Origin of the sequence: Cohnella sp. SGD-V74 (genome assembly GCF_003001675.1) — a bacterium.
GTDB lineage: Bacteria > Bacillota > Bacilli > Paenibacillales > Paenibacillaceae > Cohnella.
Genome location: NZ_PVYW01000009.1, coordinates 96,187 through 116,347 on the forward strand (window position 1 = coordinate 96,187; position 20,161 = coordinate 116,347).

At 59.1% G+C, this 20,161-nt stretch carries 18 protein-coding genes; 14 read left to right on the plus strand and 4 right to left on the minus strand.

Annotated features, from left to right (window positions below; all coding sequences use genetic code 11):
- Positions 1 to 9: 9 nt before the first annotated feature.
- Complete coding sequence (gene spoVB, locus B0G52_RS15180) at positions 10 to 1,578, minus strand: stage V sporulation protein B (protein ID WP_198960659.1); 1,569 nt, start codon at positions 1,576 to 1,578, stop codon at positions 10 to 12.
- Positions 1,579 to 1,742: 164 nt separating this feature from the next.
- Here spoVB and B0G52_RS35925 point away from each other — a divergent pair, with 164 nt between their 5' ends.
- The 13 genes from B0G52_RS35925 (at position 1,743) to B0G52_RS15245 (ending at position 16,445) form a co-directional block, all read left to right on the plus strand.
- The gene (locus tag B0G52_RS35925) at positions 1,743 to 2,048 is read left to right on the plus strand and encodes a post-transcriptional regulator (protein ID WP_369827067.1); all 306 of its coding nucleotides are present in this window, start codon (positions 1,743 to 1,745) and stop codon (positions 2,046 to 2,048) included.
- A gap of 119 nt (positions 2,049 to 2,167) precedes the next feature.
- Positions 2,168 to 3,442 carry a protein translocase subunit SecD gene (gene secD, locus B0G52_RS36190; protein ID WP_094045728.1) on the plus strand — a complete coding sequence of 425 codons (1,275 nt, stop codon included), beginning with the start codon at positions 2,168 to 2,170 and terminating at the stop codon, positions 3,440 to 3,442.
- Positions 3,432 to 4,340, plus strand: coding sequence for a protein translocase subunit SecF (secF, locus tag B0G52_RS36195; protein ID WP_094045730.1), 909 nt, complete (start codon positions 3,432 to 3,434; stop codon positions 4,338 to 4,340). The genes secD and secF overlap by 11 nt, the downstream gene beginning before the upstream one ends.
- 22 nt (positions 4,341 to 4,362) lie before the next feature.
- Positions 4,363 to 5,301, plus strand: coding sequence for a cation diffusion facilitator family transporter (locus B0G52_RS15200; protein ID WP_094045732.1), 939 nt, complete (start codon positions 4,363 to 4,365; stop codon positions 5,299 to 5,301).
- A gap of 82 nt (positions 5,302 to 5,383) precedes the next feature.
- Complete coding sequence (recJ, locus tag B0G52_RS15205; protein ID WP_094045734.1) at positions 5,384 to 7,828, plus strand: single-stranded-DNA-specific exonuclease RecJ; 2,445 nt, start codon at positions 5,384 to 5,386, stop codon at positions 7,826 to 7,828.
- Positions 7,829 to 7,924: 96 nt separating this feature from the next.
- Positions 7,925 to 8,437: an adenine phosphoribosyltransferase gene (locus B0G52_RS15210; protein ID WP_094045736.1), complete on the plus strand. Its 513-nt coding sequence runs from the start codon at positions 7,925 to 7,927 to the stop codon at positions 8,435 to 8,437.
- A gap of 230 nt (positions 8,438 to 8,667) precedes the next feature.
- On the plus strand, positions 8,668 to 10,863 hold the full coding sequence (locus B0G52_RS15215; protein WP_094045738.1) for a RelA/SpoT family protein: 2,196 nt from the start codon (positions 8,668 to 8,670) through the stop codon (positions 10,861 to 10,863).
- Between the two features lie 26 nt (positions 10,864 to 10,889).
- Positions 10,890 to 11,330: a D-aminoacyl-tRNA deacylase gene (gene dtd / locus B0G52_RS15220; RefSeq protein ID WP_094045741.1), complete on the plus strand. Its 441-nt coding sequence runs from the start codon at positions 10,890 to 10,892 to the stop codon at positions 11,328 to 11,330.
- A 73-nt stretch (positions 11,331 to 11,403) separates the two neighbouring features.
- Positions 11,404 to 11,583: a hypothetical protein gene (locus B0G52_RS15225; protein ID WP_094045743.1), complete on the plus strand. Its 180-nt coding sequence runs from the start codon at positions 11,404 to 11,406 to the stop codon at positions 11,581 to 11,583.
- Between the two features lie 59 nt (positions 11,584 to 11,642).
- Positions 11,643 to 11,891 (plus strand): hypothetical protein, encoded by a 249-nt coding sequence (locus B0G52_RS15230; RefSeq protein WP_094045745.1) that lies wholly within the window; start codon positions 11,643 to 11,645, stop codon positions 11,889 to 11,891.
- Positions 11,892 to 12,536: 645 nt separating this feature from the next.
- Entirely contained in the window at positions 12,537 to 13,802 is a 1,266-nt protein-coding gene (gene hisS / locus B0G52_RS15235; RefSeq protein WP_094045747.1) for a histidine--tRNA ligase, read from the plus strand.
- A gap of 18 nt (positions 13,803 to 13,820) precedes the next feature.
- A complete protein-coding gene (gene aspS / locus B0G52_RS15240) occupies positions 13,821 to 15,659 on the plus strand; it encodes an aspartate--tRNA ligase (RefSeq protein WP_094045749.1) in 1,839 nt (612 codons plus the stop codon).
- A 21-nt stretch (positions 15,660 to 15,680) separates the two neighbouring features.
- Complete coding sequence (locus B0G52_RS15245) at positions 15,681 to 16,445, plus strand: tRNA threonylcarbamoyladenosine dehydratase (protein WP_094045751.1); 765 nt, start codon at positions 15,681 to 15,683, stop codon at positions 16,443 to 16,445.
- Between the two features lie 236 nt (positions 16,446 to 16,681).
- On the opposite strand, the gene B0G52_RS15250 is transcribed toward B0G52_RS15245, so the two are convergent.
- Together B0G52_RS15250 and B0G52_RS35270 are read right to left on the minus strand one after the other, a co-directional pair.
- Positions 16,682 to 17,338, minus strand: a complete 657-nt coding sequence (locus tag B0G52_RS15250) for a DUF2642 domain-containing protein (protein WP_094045752.1) — start codon at positions 17,336 to 17,338, stop codon at positions 16,682 to 16,684.
- 46 nt (positions 17,339 to 17,384) lie between these two features.
- Entirely contained in the window at positions 17,385 to 17,966 is a 582-nt protein-coding gene (locus B0G52_RS35270) for a hypothetical protein (RefSeq protein ID WP_143762570.1), read from the minus strand.
- A 693-nt stretch (positions 17,967 to 18,659) separates the two neighbouring features.
- Here B0G52_RS35270 and B0G52_RS35600 point away from each other — a divergent pair.
- Positions 18,660 to 19,088 (plus strand): hypothetical protein, encoded by a 429-nt coding sequence (locus B0G52_RS35600; RefSeq protein ID WP_158223721.1) that lies wholly within the window; start codon positions 18,660 to 18,662, stop codon positions 19,086 to 19,088.
- Here B0G52_RS35600 and B0G52_RS15265 read toward each other — a convergent pair.
- A complete protein-coding gene (locus B0G52_RS15265; RefSeq protein WP_094045756.1) occupies positions 19,054 to 19,992 on the minus strand; it encodes a LysR family transcriptional regulator in 939 nt (312 codons plus the stop codon). The genes B0G52_RS35600 and B0G52_RS15265 overlap by 35 nt on opposite strands.
- Positions 19,993 to 20,161: the final 169 nt, after the last annotated feature.

Sequence of the window (20,161 nt, forward strand, 5' to 3'; positions counted from 1 at the left end):
CCTGGCTGCTTATTGCGGATTGCGCGGAGTCAGATAGCGCCCGATGATCGGCACTCTGGAGACGTCCGCCCGATCGACCAGCCGGAGAGGCACGAGCAGCAGCGCATAGACGACGATGCCTGCCGCCCCCGCGAGTATAAGATCGGCGGCGCTCGGACCGAACCAGTCGAACTCCCAGATTCGCAAAGTCGCCGCGCTCATGACGATCATCGCGGCAGTAACTTTGAGAAACTCGAGCGGGCGCATCCGAAATCCCGTAAGACGAGCGACGCTGATCCAGTGAAGCAGCGTGACGAGCATCATGTTGACGCCGATGGCGATGACGACGCCGATAATGCCGAGCTGCGGGTCGGTGGCGAGCCGGACGATGAGAACGAGCTTTACGGCCGCTCCGGCAAAGGTGTTGAACAGGGCGGTTCCCGGGCGGTTAAGCGCCTGCAGGGCGGCTTGAAGGGGAGCTTGCATATACAGGAAAATCGCCAGCGGCGCCATCCATCTGAGCATGTGGGCCATCGAATCGTCCCCGTAGAGCAGCTTGCACACCGGAGCGGCCATCAGCGAGAGCAGGACGACGAAGGGCGCTCCCGTAATGACGGCCAGCTTCATCGATTGATGAAGCCGCACGCGGATCGTGGACCAATCGCCCCGGGAAGCCGCTTCGGACAAGGACGGCACGAGCGATACGGCCAAGGAGTACGTCAGCGCTCCCGGCAGCAGCAGCAGCGGGATGACCATCCCTTGCAGCGCTCCGTATTGGGCCGTTGCTCCCGCGGCAGCGATGCCGGCGATCGTCAAGCTTCTTACGGTCAGAATCGACTCCAGCAAGTAGGAGAGGGAGCCGATCATTTTGCTCCCGGTTACAGGAACGGCCGTATTCAGCAGTTCGCGGGAATAGCTTCTTGCCGGAGCTTTGCCGGAGCCCGACGCCGAAGGCGAGGGTTCTTTGGCGCGGTCGCGGACGAATTGCCGCCACAGCACGAGCAGGCCCGCGCATTCTCCGGCCCCCATGCCCAGCACGCCTCCCGCGGAGGCGGCCTCCAAGCCGTAGGGCAGCAGCAGCCAGGCGAGCAGCAGCGTAAACACGATGCGGCATACCGTCTCCGCCGTCTGGGACATCGCGGTGGGGATCATGTTCTGTTTGCCTTGAAAATAGCCGCGCCAGACGGAAGAGACGGCGACGAGCGGAAGAATGGGAATCATCGCGAGGAAGGCGGTGTGCACCCGGGAATCGGTCATGATTCGCGTAGCGATGAACTCCGACAGCGCCAAGCACAGCGCCGCCGCGACCAGACTGATTCCGAGCGAGATCGAGACCGCGATTTTGAGAATTCGGCGCACTCCGGCGGAGTCGTTCTTCGAGTCCGCCTCCGCGACGAGCTTGGCGACCGCGAGCGGGATGCCTCCGGAGATCAGCGTCAGAAGCACGATCGTGAAGGGGAAGACGAGCTGGATCAGTCCGACGCCTTCCGCGCCGATCATTCTCGGCAGTGCGATGCGGGGCACGAAGCCGAGCACTCGATTCAGCAGTCCGGCCGCCAGCAAAATCATGGCGCCTTGGATGAAAGATTGTTTGCGCAAGCTCAAAGAGATCCCTCTTCCCTAGGATGGGGTTAGTCCATATGTATGCGATGGTTGTCCATCTTCATGCCTTTGGAAGGAAATCGGGGGTTGAACGGAGAAAGAATATAAAGGATGATAAGGAGAACGACGTTGCACTTACATCGGGCAGGAGGGAATCGCTGTTGGAGGAGCAGGACAATAGTATGCCGCCCGTCGGTCCGGATACGACCGAGAACGAATCCGGGTTGAACGAGGACGAGCTGAACGATACGATTGCGCAGCTATGCCGCAGCAAAGCGGAAGAGTTTCATCTGATCGGCTACGAGCAGGTGACGGGGGCGGACGTGTGGGAATGCGTCAGCGACAAGTACCATAAGAAAGGAATCCCGCCGCTGCACGAAATCGTGAACGATATTTTATCCTTGAAGGTTACGCAGTTTATGAACTACATTACGCTGAATATGTATAGAGGCGAGTATCGCAAGTAGAGGAGCGGACTATTCCCGACATCTTTCGATGGATGGGGGTAGTCCCTTTCTTTTTGACTTCCTTTTGATCGCGTAGGTATAATAGGAACATTGAGAATTGAAAGGGGACCGCAACAGAGATGAAACGTATTGTAGCTTTCGTGCTCGTCGTTCTCGTCAGCTTCGCCGTGATGGGCGTTTTCACCCCGGGGCTGCTGAACGGTACGAAGCTTGGGCTCGATCTGAAAGGCGGGGTCGAAATTTTGTACGAGGCCCATCCGCTCACGGAGGGCGGCACCGTCACCAAAGAATCGCTGACTCGGACGGCGATGAGCCTGGAAGAGCGGGCGAACCGGAACGGCGTAGCCGAGCCGGAGGTCACGACGGAGGGCAACAATCGCATTCGCTTGAAAATCGCCGTTTCGACGGGCGAAACCGCCAAAGAACGGGACGATGCGATTCAGAAAATCCGCGACCTGATGAAACGCCCGGCGGAGCTTCAATTCCGCAGCTCGGTAGGCTGCGAAGACGGTTCCTATTGCAATGTGGAGCTGTATGGCTCCGACTTCAAAGAGGGCGCCGCCAAAGTCGAGATGGGCGAACTCAACAGCTACATGGTTCGAATCGAAGTGAAGGACAAGCAGAAGCTGGCCGACGCGTCGAGCAAGCTCGTAGGCAAGCAGCTGGCGATTTTCCTGGACGACCAGATGGAATCGGCTCCGGTCGTGCAGCAGGCGCTGACCGACGGAACGGCCGTCATTACCGGCCAGGATTCCCGGCAAGAGGCGCAGGATTTGGCCGACATTATCAACTTGGGCGCTCTGCCGCTTAAGCTGACTGAGAAATATACGCAGAGCGTCGGCGCGACGCTGGGACAGAAAGCGCTGGAGGACACGCTGTTCGCGGGTCTGCTCGCATCGGTGCTGATCCTGGTGTTCATGGTCGCCGTGTATCGGCTTCCGGGCTTCGTCGGAAGCATCTGTCTCATCGTGTTCGTATGGATGCTGCTCGGCGTTCTCTATCTGATGAACGCGACGCTCACGCTGCCCGGCATTGCCGCGTTCGTGCTCGGAGTCGGGATCGCCGTCGACGCGAACATCATTACGGCCGAACGGATCATGGAGGAGCTGCGCAGCGGCAAATCGATCGCGTCTTCTCTGCGCGCCGGCGCGAAGCACAGCTTCCGCACGATTATCGACGCTCATCTGACGTCCGCGATCGCCGGGTTCGTGCTCCTGTTCATGGGACACGGCATCGTCAAGAGCTTCGCGATCGTCTTCCTGTGGAGTATCGCGGTCAATATCATTACGAACGTATTCCTTCCTCGTTACTTGCTTAACTTGCTCGTGAAGAGCTCTTACTTCACCAAACCGAAGTATTACAACGTGAAGGAGAGTGAAATCAATGCGCTCTAGTCGGAAATTCGATTTCGTCAAATCCAGCCGCATCTTCCTGACGGCTTCCGCCGCGGTTCTGCTGATCGGATTGATCGCGCTCAGCGTGTTCGGCTTGAACTACGGGATCGACTTCAGCTCGGGAACGTCCGTGGACGTGACGACGACCAAGAAATTGGAAGAAACGCAGGTTAAAACTTTCTTGAACGAACAAAGCCTGGGCGACTATACGCTGGCGTCCGGTGAAAACCGGGAATCAATCCGCTTCAAGACGGCGTTGAACGAAGAACAGGAGAAAAAGTTCAAAGAGGAGTTCTTGTCCAAGCTGGATCCCGACGCCTCGTTCGAAATCAATATCGTCGACGTCGATATCGCCAAGGAGCAAGAGAGAAACGCATTGATCGGGATGGCGGTCGCGAGCCTCGGCATTATGCTCTACATCGTTATTCGTTTCGAATGGCGCTTCTCGATCGGCGCGATCGTATCGACGGTCTACGATGCCTTATTCGTAATCTGCGTGTTTTCGATCTTCCGGTTCGAAGTCAATCTGCCGTTTATTCTCGCCGTGCTGACGATTATCGGGTACTCGATCAACGACACGGTCGTTATTTTCGACCGAATCCGGGAAAATCTGCGGTTCGCGAAAATCAAAAGCCATGCGGATTTGGATAAGCTGGTCAACGACAGCATCTGGCAAACGTTGGCGCGTTCGATCAATACCGTCATTACGGTACTGATCGCGGCCATCTGCTTGTTCATTTTCGCCGGGGAATCGATCAAACTGTTCTCGCTTGCGATTATCATCGGTTTGGCGAGCGGGGCTTACTCCTCGATCTTCATCGCCAGCCAGGTATGGCTGTACTTCAAGAAGAAGGAACCGCTGAAAAAGGTGGCCGTAAAGCCGCAAAGCACGCCGTAAGTAACGGAAAGGGGGGGCTCAAGTGGCTACGGTTCAACGTTCCCTTACCGCGGAACGCGGCTCCCTGGCATCCGTATGGGGGCTGCTCGGCATCTTTATCGTGAAAGGCTCTGTCGGCTGGCTGACGGGGAGCAAAGCGCTGTTGGCAGATGCGTGTCATTCTGCGGCGGATTGCGCCGGCACGTTCACGACCTATTTGGGATTGCGCAAGGCCAGGCTCGATCCGAACCCGGCAAGTTCGTCCCGCCATCCGGAGTCGGTTGCGGCGATCGTCTTGTCGGCGATTCTGCTCGTCGCCGGAATCGAGATGGGCGTCTCTTCGATCCGCACGGTCGCCAATGGGACCGAAGAAGCCCCGGGAGTCGGCGCGGTTATCGTCATCGCCGCGGGCATCGGCGCACGGGAGGCGCTCATCCGCTACAAACGCAGATGCGACACCCGCTGCGGCATACGCGGCGATCGGGCCGGCGACAACCGTTCCGATATTTTCGCTTCGCTGACCGCGCTTGTCGGCACTTCGGGAGCGGTCGTCGGATCTTGGACCGACATGCCGTTTCTGTACGTGCTCGATCCGGCCGCAGGACTGGTCGTCTCGGTATTCGTCGTCCGAATGGGCTACCGCCTGACCGCGGACGTCGTACGGGCTTCCAACCGCTGCTCGATCGACGAGTCCGATGCGCAGACGCTGCTCGAGGCGGTGCAGAGAATCGAAGGCGTCGTTGCCGTAGACGAGGTGAAGGCGCGGGAGCGCGGGCATTACGTCGTGCTGGACGTCTCCATTCGAGTGAATCCGCGCATCAGCGTTTTCGAAGGGCAGGATGTCGCGAATCGGGTAAGACGCATGCTGACCAAGCGGTTCCTGCACGTCATGGACGTCAACGTCAAGGTGCAGCCGTACGATCCGGGGTATCCGTACAAGTCGAATCACCAAGAGGAAGAGATGTCCTCTATGCTGCAATAATACGTATTTCGCGATCCGCCGCCGGAATGGGCGGCGGATCGTTTGCTTCAAGTGAGAGATTTGGGGAAGGAAGACAGGAACTATGATCAGATCGAAGTACAGATGGGATATGCCGCAGCCGGCTGCGGAGCGGGAGAACAAGCTGATGTCCGAGCTGGGCGTCGGTCGGCTCGTCGCGGGCGCGCTCGCGCGGCGCGATTGGAACGAGATCGAAGAAGCGCGCGCGTTCCTCGAGCCGTCCGCCGAAGCTTTGCTGGATCCCTATCGGATGAAGGGGATGGCGGAGGCGGTAGAACGAATCGGACGCGCGGCGCGGGAAGGAGAGCGCATTCGCGTGTACGGGGACTACGACGCCGACGGCGTGACCTCGACCGCGCTGATGATCCGGCTCCTTACGGAGCTTGGCGCAACCTTCGATACATACATTCCCCATCGAAGCCGCGAAGGCTACGGGCTGAACAATGCCGCGATCGACCTGGCCGCCGCCGCGGGCGTTCGCTTGCTCGTTACGGTAGACAACGGCATCAGCGCGGTCGAACAGATCGCCTATGCGGCAAGCCTTGGCATCGACGTCGTCGTCACCGATCACCACGAACCGCCCGAGCAGCTTCCAGACGCCGCGATTGCGCTCGTCAACCCGAAGCAGAAGGATTGTCCTTATCCGTTTAAGGGGCTGTGCGGCGCAGGCGTTGTGTTCAAGCTGGCGCATGCGATGCTCGGACGTCCGGTGCTCGAATACGCCGACTTGGCGGCGATCGGAACGATCGCGGATCTGATGCCGCTGACGGGCGAGAATCGGATTATCGCCCGTCTCGGACTGGCGCAGCTGCGGCAAGCGCCGCCGGCGGGCATTCGGGCGTTGGCCAAAGCGGCGGGCATCGACATCGGCGAAATCTCCAGCGGCCGGGTCGGCTTCCAGCTCGCTCCGCGGCTGAACGCCGGAGGCCGGCTGGAGCATGCCGACAGCGCGGTTAAGCTGCTGGCCGCGGCAAGCGAATCGGAGGCGGAGGCATATGCGGACGAGCTGGATCGGCTGAACACCGAGCGTCAGGAGCTGGTGGAGCGAACGACGGCCGAAGCGGACGAAATGTGGCTCAAGCTGCGCGAAGCCGACGGGGAGAGGCCGAGACGGGCGATCGTGCTGGCGAAGGAAGGCTGGAACGCCGGTATTGCGGGCCTCGTCGCCTCCAAGCTGGTGGAGCGTTATTACCGGCCGGCCGTTATCCTCGCCATTGATGCGGAGACGGGGCTGTGCAAAGGATCGGCGCGTTCCATCGACGGGTTCGATCTGTATGCCGCGCTAACGGACTGCGCGGAGCTGCTCGAGCATTACGGCGGGCATCAGGCAGCCGCGGGAATGACATTGCGCGTGGACAACGTTGCGGAGTTGGGAGAGCGGCTGGACCGGATCGCCGGGGAGCGGCTGACGGACGAGGATTGGCAGCCCAAGCGACTCGTCGACCTGTGCGTGTCGCTGGAAGACGTCAACTTGCGGGCGGTCGATCAGCTGGCGGCGCTGGAGCCGTTCGGCAACGGGAATCCGACGCCTCGCGTTGTCCTGCAGGACGTTATCATCAAAGAATGCCGGACGATGGGGAAGGAAGACAAGCATCTAAGATTAACGGTCGAGCAGGCGGGTCGGTCGCTTGAGGTCGTCGCATTCGGCATGGGACCGCAACGGGACAGAATGGCGCCGGGAATGCGCATCGATCTGCTCGGCGAACTGAGCGTCAACGAATGGAACGGCAATCGGAAGACGCAGATGATGTTCCAGGATTATCGCTCCCATCATCTGTTCGTGTACGACCGTCGCGCGGAACGAAGCCCGTGGGAGGCGCTGGAGCGTCTGATCGGAGCGGAAGCCGAGGGGCTCGCTGTCGCATGCGCCTCGAAAGCGGCCTATCATGAAGCCGTCGGCCGTTATGCGATGGCGGGAGTAACGATCGGTTTATACGGAACGCCGGCCGGGATGGACGCTTCCTCCGAAATCGCCGCGGCAGCTTCGGAGGACAGCGGCTGGCTGCCGGCCGATATTCGCCATCTCGTGCTTGTCGGGCTGCCGAAGCAGGAACGGGAGGTCGTCGCGCTCCGAAGCTGGCTGCTGCCCGAGCGGGGACTGGAGCGGGTGACGGTGCTTGCGGACGGCGAGCCGGGAGCGGGCAGCAGGCCGCAGGCGGGCAAGGAAGGCGAGTTTCCGGAACGTCGGCATTTCGCGGAAGTGTATGCGATGTGCCGCAAGCGGGGAAGCTGGCTGGACAGTCCGGACGGATTCGTGCGGGAGACGGCGGAAGCGACCGGATGGCCGCTGGCCGCCGTGCGGATGATGCTCGAAGTGTTCGTCGAGTTGGGCTTCATCGCAGCCAATGGCGTGTCGCGCAAGGTCGTCGCCGATCCGCCGCGCAAGGAGCTGAGCGAATCGTCCCGTTACCGCAAAGCGAAGGAGCAGGCCGCCCTCCGCAGAGTGGCGGAGATGACGGCGGAAGAGCTGCGAAGCTGGATGGAGGCCTGCCATCGCGCCGTTCGCTAGCCAAAGGCCGTTCAAAAAGTGTATAATGCTACTCGTGAACTCGAACGAATACGTTTTCGCCAAGAAGCACGACCTATATAAAGGAGTTTGATATTGGTGGATTTCAAAGACTATATCCGCGTCATCCCCGATTTCCCGCAGCCGGGCATCCGGTTTAAGGATATTACGACGCTGCTCAAGGACGGGCAAGCATACCGCGCCGCCATCGACGCGCTCAAGGAGCTCGTGAAGGACAAACAAATCGACTTGATCGCGGGACCGGAGGCGCGCGGCTTCGTCATCGGAGCTCCGCTCGCGCTTGCTCTTGGCGTGGGCTTCGTGCCGATCCGCAAAAGCGGCAAGCTGCCCGGCGAGACGGTGGAAGCGGCTTACGACCTGGAATACGGCAAGGATCGGCTGGCCATCCACAAGGACGCGATTCAGCCCGGCCAGAAAATTCTGATCGCCGACGACCTGCTCGCCACAGGCGGCACGATCTCCACGACGATCGGCCTGATCAACCAGCTTGGCGGCGACATCGTAGGCGCCGCGTTCCTCATCGAGCTGAGCTATCTGAACGGACGCGACAAGCTGGGCGGCATCGACGTCGCTTCGCTCGTCACTTACTGATCCCCTTTACGAGGGACATGAAGACGCTCCACGGCTGCTTTGCCGGAACGGAGCGTCTTTTTTGCTATCGCATTCCGCAAGCCGATGTCATAAGTTGTTGTATCGTCGCAGCAAACCTAGGACTAAAGCCTCTCGGCCAAGGTTGACGTTTCCCGTCGCGAAGAGGCATAATGGTAGCAATACTTCTGGGGAAAATACCGGCGTAAGGCGTCGGCGGAAAGGAATTCGGCATGGGCATGGAGCTGCTTCTCGAGAAAGCATCTACTTATATGAAAGAGCAAGACTTGCAGAAAATCCGGGAAGCTTACGAATTTGCCGAAGAAGCGCATCGCGGCCAAGTTCGCAAATCCGGCGAACCTTATATTTTGCATCCGGTCGCCGTGGCCGAAATATGCATGGGCATGCAGATGGACGTCGTGACGGTGATGGCGGCTCTGCTTCACGATGTCGTGGAAGACACCAAGGTAACGCTCGACGATCTTCGCGAACGTTTCGGGGAGACGCTGGCGGGACTTGTCGACGGCTTGACCAAGCTGGAGCGAATCCAGTTCCGGTCCAAGGAAGAGCAGCAGAACGAGAACTATCGTAAAATGTTCGTCGCGATGGCCAACGATATCCGCGTCATTCTGATCAAGCTGGCCGACCGTCTGCACAATATGCGCACGTTGAAGTTTCAGTCCGAGGAGAGCCAGCGGCGCATCGCGCAGGAGACGCTCGACATTTTCTGTCCGATCGCTCACCGCCTCGGGATCAGCGCCATCAAGTGGGAGATGGAGGATATCGCGCTTCGTTTCCTCAATCCGCAGCAATATTACCGCATCGCCCATCTGATGAAGATGAAGCGGACGGAGCGGGAGAATTATATTACCGAGCTCATCGACAAAATTCGCGAGAAGCTCGAGGAGATGGGCATCCAAGGCGATATCTCGGGGCGTCCGAAGCACATCTACAGCGTCTACAAGAAGATGATGACGCGCAACAAGCAGTTTAACGAAATCTACGATTTGCTGGCAATCCGGATCTTGGTCGACAATGTGAAGGATTGCTATGCCACGCTTGGAATCATTCATACGCTGTGGAAGCCGATGCCCGGCCGGTTCAAGGATTATATCGCGATGCCGAAGGCGAATATGTACCAGTCGCTGCACACGACGATCGTAGGATCGACGGGCGAGCCGACGGAGGTGCAGATCCGCACATGGGAGATGCACCGCACGAGCGAATTCGGGATCGCGGCGCACTGGGCGTACAAGGACGGCAATGCCGCAGGCGTCGTTCCGGGCAGCTTCGGGGAGAAAATGAACTGGTTCCGCGAGATCATCGAGCTTCAACAGGAGACTCGGGATGCGGCGGAGTTCATGGAATCGCTCAAAATGGACTTTTTCACCGACCTGGTGTTCGTGTTCACGCCCAAGGGCGAAGTGTTCGAGCTGCCCGCCGGTTCGGTTCCGCTGGACTTTGCCTATCGGGTGCATACCGAGGTAGGAAACCGGACGATCGGCGCCAAGGTCAACGGTCGGATCGTCCCGCTCGATCATAAGCTGAAGACCGGCGACATCGTGGAGATTTTGACGTCCAAGCACTCTTACGGACCGAGCCAGGACTGGCTCAAAATTGCGCAATCCTCACATACGAGAAGCAAGATCCGCCAATGGTTCAAAAAAGAGAAACGCGAGGAAAGCGTCGAAAAAGGGCGCGAGCTGCTCGAACGGGAGCTGAAGAGGCTCGGATTGGAGCCGCACGAATGGACGGCGGACGAGAAGCTGCTGGACGCGGCGAAGAAATTTACGTTTAACGACGTGGAGGATATGCTGTCGGCGATCGGCTTCGGCGGCATTACGGCGGCGCAGATCTGCACGAAGCTGACCGAGAAGCTGCGCAAGGAAGCGGAGGAAGCGCAGCAGATCCAGCTGACGGCCGAAGTCAAGGAGATGAAGGCGCCCGCCTCATCGTCCGCGGAGAAGAAGCGGACGTCTCACGGCGTCAGCGTCAAAGGCGTGGACAATTTGCTCGTCCGCTTCGCTCGCTGCTGCAATCCGGTGCCCGGAGACGATATTATCGGCTATATTACGAGAGGCCGGGGCGTGTCCGTCCACCGCACCGACTGCGCGAACATTCCGACCGGAGAGGACGGCGAGGAAGCGGCTCGGGTCATCGAGGTCGAATGGGAATCTTCGGTCGACGCCAATTACAGCGTGGAGATCGAGATTCTGGGCCACGACCGCCGCGGTTTGCTCAACGAGGTGCTGCAGGCCGTATCCGAGAGCAAGACGAACATCGCCGCGGTGTCCGGACGGTCGGACAAAAACAAAATGGCGATCATGCACATGACGATTCTGATTCGCAACAAGGAGCATCTGCAATCGGTCGTCGACAAGATCAAGCGGGTCAAAGATATTTTTTCCGTGCAGCGGATGATGCAATAGCGGCGGGAGACGGAGGAAGCGGAAAGATGAAAGTCGTTTTGCAGCGGGTATCCGACGCCAAGGTTACCGTTGGCAATGAAGTCGTAGGCGCGATAGGCAAAGGGTTGCTGCTGCTCGTCGGAGTCGGGCAGGAGGATTCGGAGCAGGATTTGGCCTGGATGGCGGACAAGCTGGCCGGGCTGAGAATTTTCGAGGACGATGCGGGGAAAATGAACCTGTCCGTCGAAGACGTCGGGGGCGACGTGCTGTCCGTGTCGCAGTTCACGTTGTACGGCGACTGCCGCAAAGGCAGGAGGCCGAACTTCATGGGCGCGGCCAGACCGGAGCTGGCCGAAGCGCTGTACGACAAGTTTAACGAGCTGCTGCGTGCGCGGGGACTGCGGGTCGAGACGGGCAAGTTCGGGGCGATGATGGACGTGTCGCTCGTGAACGACGGTCCGGTGACGCTGATCCTGGAAAGCCGCTGACCGTTTGGGAAAGCCTCGATTGGGCCATAATACATGTCAAATCCCTACTTTTGGAGTAAAGGCAGGAGAAGACATGAGACAATCGCGGAAGGAAAAGACGGCGCTGTGGCTGATGCAGGAGGGCCTTATGCCGGAGCGCAGGGAGGCAATGGCTCTGGCGTCGCAAGGCGAAGAATTCGCAGGCGAGCTCGGGGCCGGTCCTGCGGGCGGAGCCTCCAACGGCCGGAGGCATCCTCCGGGCGGCAGAGGGTAACGGAGGAAGGCCGGAGCGGGGCCGCCGAATGCGCCGCGTAACAGCCGAGGGGGAAAGCCGTGGCTTCGGGATGGGAATATTGCGGGACGCGGGAAGACGGATATTATCACATTTTGGCGCATGACGACGGAGACCGCATTCTGGACGAAATCGTCTCGCACTTCGAGTCGTCCAGACCCGATTCCGCCGATCGGGCCTTCATCGTGGACATGCATGCGATGGAGCACGATTTCGCGGAGCTGAGGAAGTTTCAGAGGCGGGTCGCGCATTACGAGCGGCTGGGATACGAGATTATGCTGACCTTTTAGCGGTTCCTTGAAGTCTTGTCGGCTCCTGCAGGGCCAAGACGACAAGGGAACGCTTACTTTTTTGTAATCAAACTGTAATCTGTTATACACGCGAGCTTAAAGTTTATCGACTAATCTATAGACGACCCCCTTTTTCAATATAAACAACTATTGAACCTGTCGATTTCGACAGGTTATTTTCTTTGTATCGGGAATGCGGCCGTCCCGGCTGGAGCATCCTGATAAGGATCTTCCTTGACAGGCGTACCGCAACAGACTACAATAAATTACAATTGTATTTCCAAAGCCTCAGATTCGATGACGGGAATAAGTAATCCGGCCCCAAGCCCACAGAGAGGAAAGCCTTCGGCTGCAAGCTTTCCGGCAATGATCGGACGAACGACCTCCCCGAGAACCCGATGGGAACCGCCTGCCTGACGCCCTCGTCAGAATCGGCCTAGTAGCATCGCGGCGCAGCCGGGCGTTAACCGGACATAAGCAGCAAGCCGTCGTCGGAAGACGGGGCTTGAACGACGGGTGGCACCGCGGGAGCGTAACGACAAGCTCTCGTCCCTGACGATCTTTAAGCGAGATCGCCATGGGACGGGGGCTTTTTTGATCCGCAGGACAGCTTCCGATTATGCGCGATTTAGGAGTGAGAAGGACATGGGTTTCCAGAAGCCTCCGGGCACGCAGGACATTATGCCCGGCAATTCCGAGCTATGGCAATACGTAGAGAGCACGGCTCGCGACATTTGCCGGCGTTACCGGTTCAGAGAGATTAGAACGCCGATCTTCGAAGGCACCGAGCTGTTCAAACGCGGTGTCGGCGAGACGACGGATATCGTCGAGAAAGAGATGTACACGTTCGAGGATCGCGGCGAGCGCAGCATGACGCTTCGTCCGGAAGGGACGGCCGGCGTCGTCCGTTCTTACGTGGAAAACAAGCTGTACGGCGATCCGGACATTGCGAAGCTGTACTATATCGGGCCGATGTTCCGATACGAGCGCGCGCAGGCGGGCAGATACCGCCAGTTCCATCAGTTCGGCGTCGAGGCGATCGGCTCCGACGACCCGGCGCTCGACGCGGAAGTGATCGCCTTGGGTTATCACTTTTACCGGGAGCTGGGACTGACCGGAGTATCGGTGGATTTGAACTCCGTCGGCACGCCCGCGGTCCGTGCTGCGTTCCGGGAGAAGCTGCTCGCCTTCCTGCTGCCGATGCGCGAGAGCCTGTGCAAGGACTGCCAGGCGCGCATCGACCGCAATCCGCTCCGAGTGCTGGATTGCAAAGTCGACCAGGATAAGTTCACGGACGCTCCGTCGATTCTGGACAGCCTGGACGAGGCCTGCGAGAAGCACTTCGCGCGCGTGCGCGAATGCCTGGATGAGATGAGCATTCCGTACCGGCTGAACCCGCGGCTTGTCAGAGGGCTGGACTATTACACGCACACGGCGTTCGAGTACAAGGCGCAAGGAATCGGCGCGATCGATACGATCGGCGGCGGCGGCCGGTACAACGGGCTCGTGGCGGAGATCGGCGGGGACGACAAGCCGGGCGTCGGACTCGGGCTCGGACTGGAGCGGACGCTGCTGCTGCTGGAAAGCCAAGGCATCAAGCCGGACTTGGGCAACCAGGCGGACGTCTACATCGTCGCGCTGGGCGAGCGGGCTGAGCAAGCGGCTCCCGGCCTGACGCAGCGGCTGCGGGATGCGGGAATCGCCGCGGAGCGGGATTACCTCGGACGCAAGACGAAGGCGCAGTTCAAGGCGGCGGAGCGCAGCGGAGCCCGCTATGCGGCCGTGTTGGGCGACGACGAGCTGGACCGGGGAGAGATCTCCCTGCGGCCGATAGCAGGCGGCGAGCAAACGGCCGTGAAGCTGAGCGAACTGGCGGACGCGATCAAGAAACTGACTGCACCTACACCATAAAAAGGGGAAAGATCACAAATGATGCTCAAAACGAACGACTGCGGCAAGTTAACGAAGGAACACGTCGGCCAGACCGTCGTGCTGAACGGATGGGTGCAAGGCTGGCGCGACTTCGGCGGCCTGCTCTTCATCGACTTGCGCGACCGCACGGGGATCGTGCAAATCGTCTTCAACCCGGAAATCTCCAAGGACGCGCTCGAACTCGGCAGCCGCGCGCGCAACGAATATGTGCTGGCCGTATCGGGCAAAATCGTCGAACGCGACCCGGAAACGTACAACCCCAACCTGGTTACGGGTGAAATCGAAGTTCAAGTCACGCAAGTGGAAGTCATCAACGCGGCCAAAACGCCTCCGTTCCCGATCGAAGACGGCGTGGAAGTGGACGAATCGCTGCGCTTGAAGTACCGTTACCTCGACTTGCGCCGTCCGGAGATGCAGAAGACGCTGCTGCTCCGTTCGAAAGCGACGAAGGTGTTCCGCGACTTCCTCGACGAGAACGGCTTTATCGACGTGGAGACGCCGATTCTGACCAAGAGCACGCCGGAAGGCGCGCGCGACTATCTGGTGCCAAGCCGGGTGCATCCGGGCGAGTTTTTCGCGCTGCCGCAGTCCCCGCAGCTGTTCAAGCAGCTGCTGATGATCGGCGGCTTGGAGCGTTATTATCAAGTCGCCCGCTGCTTCCGCGACGAAGATCTGCGCGCCGACCGCCAGCCGGAATTCACGCAGGTCGACATCGAGACGTCGTTCCTGTCGCAAGAGCAGCTTCTCGGCATGATGGAGCAATTGATGGCGCGCCTGTTCCGCGAGACGATCGGCGTCGACATTCCGACTCCGTTCCAGCGCCTGACGTACCACGACGCTATCCACAAGTACGGCTCCGACAAGCCGGACCTGCGCTTCGGCCTTGAGATCGAAGACGTCACGGACATCGTGAAGGGCAGCGACGTGAAGGTATTCGCGTCCGTCGCCGCATCGGGAGGCGTCGTCAAGGCGCTTAACGCCAAAGGCTGCGCAAGCTGGAGCCGCAAGGAGCTCGACGATCTGCAGCCGTTCGCGGCGCGTTACGGCGGCAAGGGCATCGCGTGGATTACGGTCAAGGAAGGCAAGTGGAACGGTCCGATCGTGAAGTTCTTCAAGCCGGAAGAGATCGCCGCGCTGACCGAGCGTCTGAACGTTGAGGAAGGCGACTTGATCACGTTCTCCGCCGACAAGCTGAAGACGGCGGCCGACGTCATGGGCAACCTGCGTCTGAAGGTCGGGCGCGAACTCGGCTTGATCGACAACAGCGCGTACAAATTCCTGTGGGTCGTCGACTTCCCGCTGCTCGGCTGGGACGAGGAAGCGAAGCGTTTCGTCGCGGAGCACCATCCGTTCACGCGTCCGAACGACGAGGACCTGGCGCTGTTCGACAGCGATCCGGGCGCGATCCGCGCGCAAGCTTACGATATCGTGCTTAACGGCTACGAAGTCGGAGGCGGCTCGATGCGGATTTACCGCCGCGACGTGCAGGAGCAGATGTTCAAGGCGCTCGGCTTCTCGCTCGAAGAAGCGAAGGAGAAGTTCGGCTTCTTCCTGGACGCGTTCGAATACGGCACGCCTCCGCACGGCGGCATCGCCTTCGGTCTGGACCGTCTCGTCATGCTGCTCACGGGCCGCACGAACCTGCGCGAGACGATCGCGTTCCCGAAGACGGCCAGCGCCACCGACCTGCTGTGCGACGCTCCGTCGCCGGTCGCGGAACGCCAGCTGGAAGACCTGCACGTAAGACTGTCGGCGAAAGCGGTCGCGGCGCAGGCGAAGAATGCCGCTCCGGAAGCGAAGCCGGAGGACGAAGCGGTCGCGCAAAGCCAAGGCTAATCAAAAGGAGCGAACCTATCGATGTTGCACCAATTTTCCAGAACGGAGCTGGCGATCGGACCGGAAGGCCTCGAGACGCTGAAGGGCAGCACCGTGGCCGTGCTCGGCATCGGCGGAGTCGGCGGCATCGCCGCCGAGGCGCTGGCCCGTTCGGGTATCGGGCGGATTATTCTGATCGATAAGGACGTCGTCGATATTACGAACATCAACCGCCAGGTCCATGCGCTGACGACGACGGTCGGCCAGCCGAAGGCGGAGCTGATGAGGGATCGGATCAAGCTGATCAATCCGGAATGCGACGTCATCGCGCTCCGCATGTTCTATACCGAGGAGACGTACGAGGAGCTGTTCAAGTATCCGCTGGACTATGTCGTCGACGCATCGGACACGATCGTCTACAAGGTTCATCTGATGAAGCAGTGCCTGGAACGCGACATTCCGATCATCTCCAGCATGGGCGCGGCGAACAAGACGGACCCGAGCCGGTTCAAGGTTGCCGACATTTCCAAGACGACGGTCGATCCGATCGCCCGCGTCGTCCGCAGGAAGCTGCGCGAAGCGGGGATCAAGAAAGGCGTCCAGGTCGTGTTCTCGACGGAGGACCCGATCCGGCCTAGGGAGGACGTCACGCAGCGGATCGTTCCGGACACGGCGCCGGAAATCCGCAAAGCGAAGCAGCCGCCGGCGAGCAACGCTTTCGTGCCTCCGGTGGCGGGATTGATTATGGTCAGCGTCGTGTTCCGCGAGCTGGTCGAGAAGGGCGCGGCGAGCCGATCCGAAGGGTGAGGCGCTGATCGAGAAGCTCTGACTGCCGTCCGACGGGGGAGCATAAGCGTCCTTCCGGCAAATGACGAGCCGGTCAGGGTCCGTCCCGCAATTGCGACGGATTAAGCCCGCTTGGAAGCAAATTTCTTCATGATAAAGGACCTCAGTTTCCACTGTAGTGGATTTTGAGGTCCTTTCGCGTGCGGCGCGGCTGGCGTCATGTCGTGTCGTGCAACTCTTCTGAGCAAGCCGCCTTTTTACGGACGATGCATTGTTTTGACATGATCCAGATGAACGTAGGTGCTCGTTCCGTCCGCGGCGACGAGCTCCAGCAGGTTGTTGTCGACGGTTTTCAGCAGACCGGTTTTCCGCGGCTGTTCCCCCAGGTCCAAAATGATGAATTCCTTTTCGAATTTTTTGAGCTGCTGGTCGAATGTGCGGGCGAGCGGCGCGGCCATCGGATAGACCGGGAACTTGATTTGCTCCAAAGCGTACGGCATCTTCAGGGGATCGAAGGGGGCGAGAATTTTCAGATGCCTCATCGATACGTAGAGAGACCGGTACATCGGCGAGTTAAAGACGAAAAAGTCGTTCATCACGCTCGTAACGTAACCGTGAATCGTCTGGCTTCCCGCGACGTACAGCTCGGAGAACACGCCTTTGGCGTTCAGCAGCACTTTGCGGTAGGACAAGTCTATCGCCGGGTCCAGCGGCGGCTCGGGAATGTCCTCCGGCATGCGAACTGGCGGCGGACAGCGGGTCAGCTGCTCGATATGGACGAGCGGTACGTACATGAATCGCGTGCCGTCGTACAGCACGACGAGATCCGCGCTTTGATCGACGAGCTTGCCGCGGACGGCATGGCGCAGATCTGAAACCGTCAGGGCAACGAACTCATTCGCGTAATCGATCATGGGGGCGGGAGCACCTCCTTGCGGCCAAACTGGGTTATCACCGGCTTCAGCTTCTGCCGCGGGATTTTTTCCCGTGCGATTTGCCGGACTTATGGCTTTTGTGATGGCTGTGGTGGTGGTGATGATGGTGGTGCTTATGCTTATGGCTTTTGTCGGACAAGCACACATAGGCGATCTGATTTCTTGGAAGACGGACCAGCTCGCCGTCGACGATGAGCAGGACGTTGTCTCGCGTCACCTCAACGAGAAAGCCGTCGATCGCGTCGCCGTTGCGGCTGATTCGAACGTGCCGGCGGGTCAGCCGGGGCAGCAGGCTATTAAAGTTAGCCGCGTTAATATGGCTCCGGTGGGAGCTTTTCCCGCGGCTCGAACCGCTGCGGCGAACTTCGGAGATATTGCGGACGAACGCTCCGTTCACGTAACAGAGACCGTGGTTGCGGGACGCGAGCACCAGGTAGTCATTCGGCGCGGCGACGAGAGTGCCTTCAAGACGTCCTCCCCCGTTCAGATGAATGACGACTTCGCGGCCGACATAGTGGCTCGGGGGGTGAGCGGCGTTGTTGTTTTGCTGAACCGGCTCTTGAAAAAGATTTTGTTGAAAAAAAGGTTGTTGAAACCCGAATAGCATAGACGATGAACTCCTTCCCTATTGAGAAAAATCCCGCGAATGGATGGGTATCGGCGCAAAGGCTCATTCCTTCGGACGGCAGCTTGTTCACGATTCAGCAAGTATAAAATCCGCTATCCTTATCTGAATCGTCTCCGACAAAACGCATTCATCGTCCAGAGGACGCCGAAGGCGTTTTTGCTTGGCTCGTCTCGTTCCGCGATTCGGCGATCGTCCTTCCCGACCGTCCGAAGGGGAAGCGGGTTTGTACTCTACATGTATGTGTTCGCGAGGTTGGGGGATACGGTTGGTTGTCCGAGTGGCCGCCAAAAATCCGCGATTGCAGGAGCGGGATTCGCCCGTTTTCGCCGCAATTCTGCGCCTGTCTCTATCGGAGATCGGCGATGGCTCATAGACTGTATGATCTTTATTCAGGAGGTGCAGTTTCATTGAGCATGCTGTTGCATGGGAACAACAAACGCCGTCCGAAACGCATACGCAAATGCAAATGCTGGTGGACGTACGGGGGAAAAAGGAAGAGGCGGCAAGCTCCCATCGAGCAAGCTCCCGAGGAGCAGGAACCGACGAACGATCCGATCGATACGCCGGACCAAGGCCACCAAACGTGGGGGACCTGGGGACCTGACGGCGGTCGCACGGGCGGTCATCCGGGCGATGGACGTACCGGCGGTCGTACGGGAGGTCGTACCGGCGATGGACGTACTGGCGATCGTACGGGAGGTCGTACCGGAGATGGACGTACTGGCGGTCGTACGGGAGGTCGTACCGGAGACGGTCGTACCGGTCGCACCGGCGACGGGCGCACGGGCCGCACCGGCGGCGGACGTACAGGCCGCACGGGAGACGGGCGTACGGGTCGTACAGGAGATGGACGTACAGGGCGCACGGGAGACGGGCGTACGGGTCGTACAGGAGATGGACGTACAGGGCGCACAGGTGACGGTCGTACCGGTCGCGGCGGCTGCCAATGCGATTGCCGTAAAGGCCACAAGGGACACAAAGGGCGCAAAGGCCATAAAGGTCACAAGGGCCGCAAAGGGCACAGCAAGAAGCGCAGTTAACTCGGTTCCACCATGCGCCTATTCCTCTATAATTCGGACGGTGATAAATCCTGATCGCTGACGGCGGTCGGGATTTTTTGCTGTGCAGCTCCGCGGAACCGCCGTTCAATGTATGCAATAAATCGCTTGGCTGCCGGAGAGATATGGCGGCCCTCCCTCCAGCGCAAGCCGATTTCCCAATGCCAGCCTTCATTCGTTATCGGAATCCAGACCAATTCATCCAGCATGAGCCCCATCGTTTGGGGCAGGACGGATACGCCGAGATTCGACTTCACGAATCCGGCTACGGTAATCAAATCCTCCGCCTCATATGCCGAATCAAGCACGAACCCGGTATGCCGAAACCGCGATAGGATCGTCGCTTTTAATCCGCAGTTGTTTTTCAAACCGATGAACGCTTCCCCGGACAGCTCCTCCAGACTTAGAGCCGAACGATCGGCCAAACGATGCCTGGACGATACGACGATAAACAAGGGGACTTTGCGAATCGTCCTCCACGGATGATCGCCCAGCGTCGATTCCCTCGAGGTGATCATCAGATCCGAGTGTCCTTGTTCCAGATGCTCGTCGATGTCGCCAAGATTGCCTTGTGTCAATTCGAAACGGACTTTGGGATAGGTCGATTGATAGTCTTGGACTAACCGGGGAATTAAATCGACGCCTAAAATATTGAGATAGGATAAAGCGATGACCCCCGTTTCGGGATTAGACCATTCTTCGATTTCCTTGACGCCGTTTTCGATGTTCTGCAGCGCCTGAGCGATCCATTTCGAGAATATGGAGCCGTTCCGGTTCAGCTTCACGTTCCGCCCGTTCCGTTCGAACAAGGGAGCGCCGATCTCGTTCTCGAGTTTGGCAATCGCATGACTGAGCGCCGGTTGGGTGATGCCGAGCGCTTTCGAAGCCATCGTCATATGTTCTAACCGCGCAACGGTCATAAAGTATTCTAACTGTGTAAGCTCCATAACGGATCGTTCTCCTCATTAATATTATTCATGAATTTTATTATTATAATAAATTGGACGTAATGAATGGGGCAAGTGTAAAATGAGATCGGGTTCCCCCTTGAACATCGTTTAAGGAATAAGCGCCGAATATCCGGATCCGGTCATTCCTAATACGGAGAGGAACAAA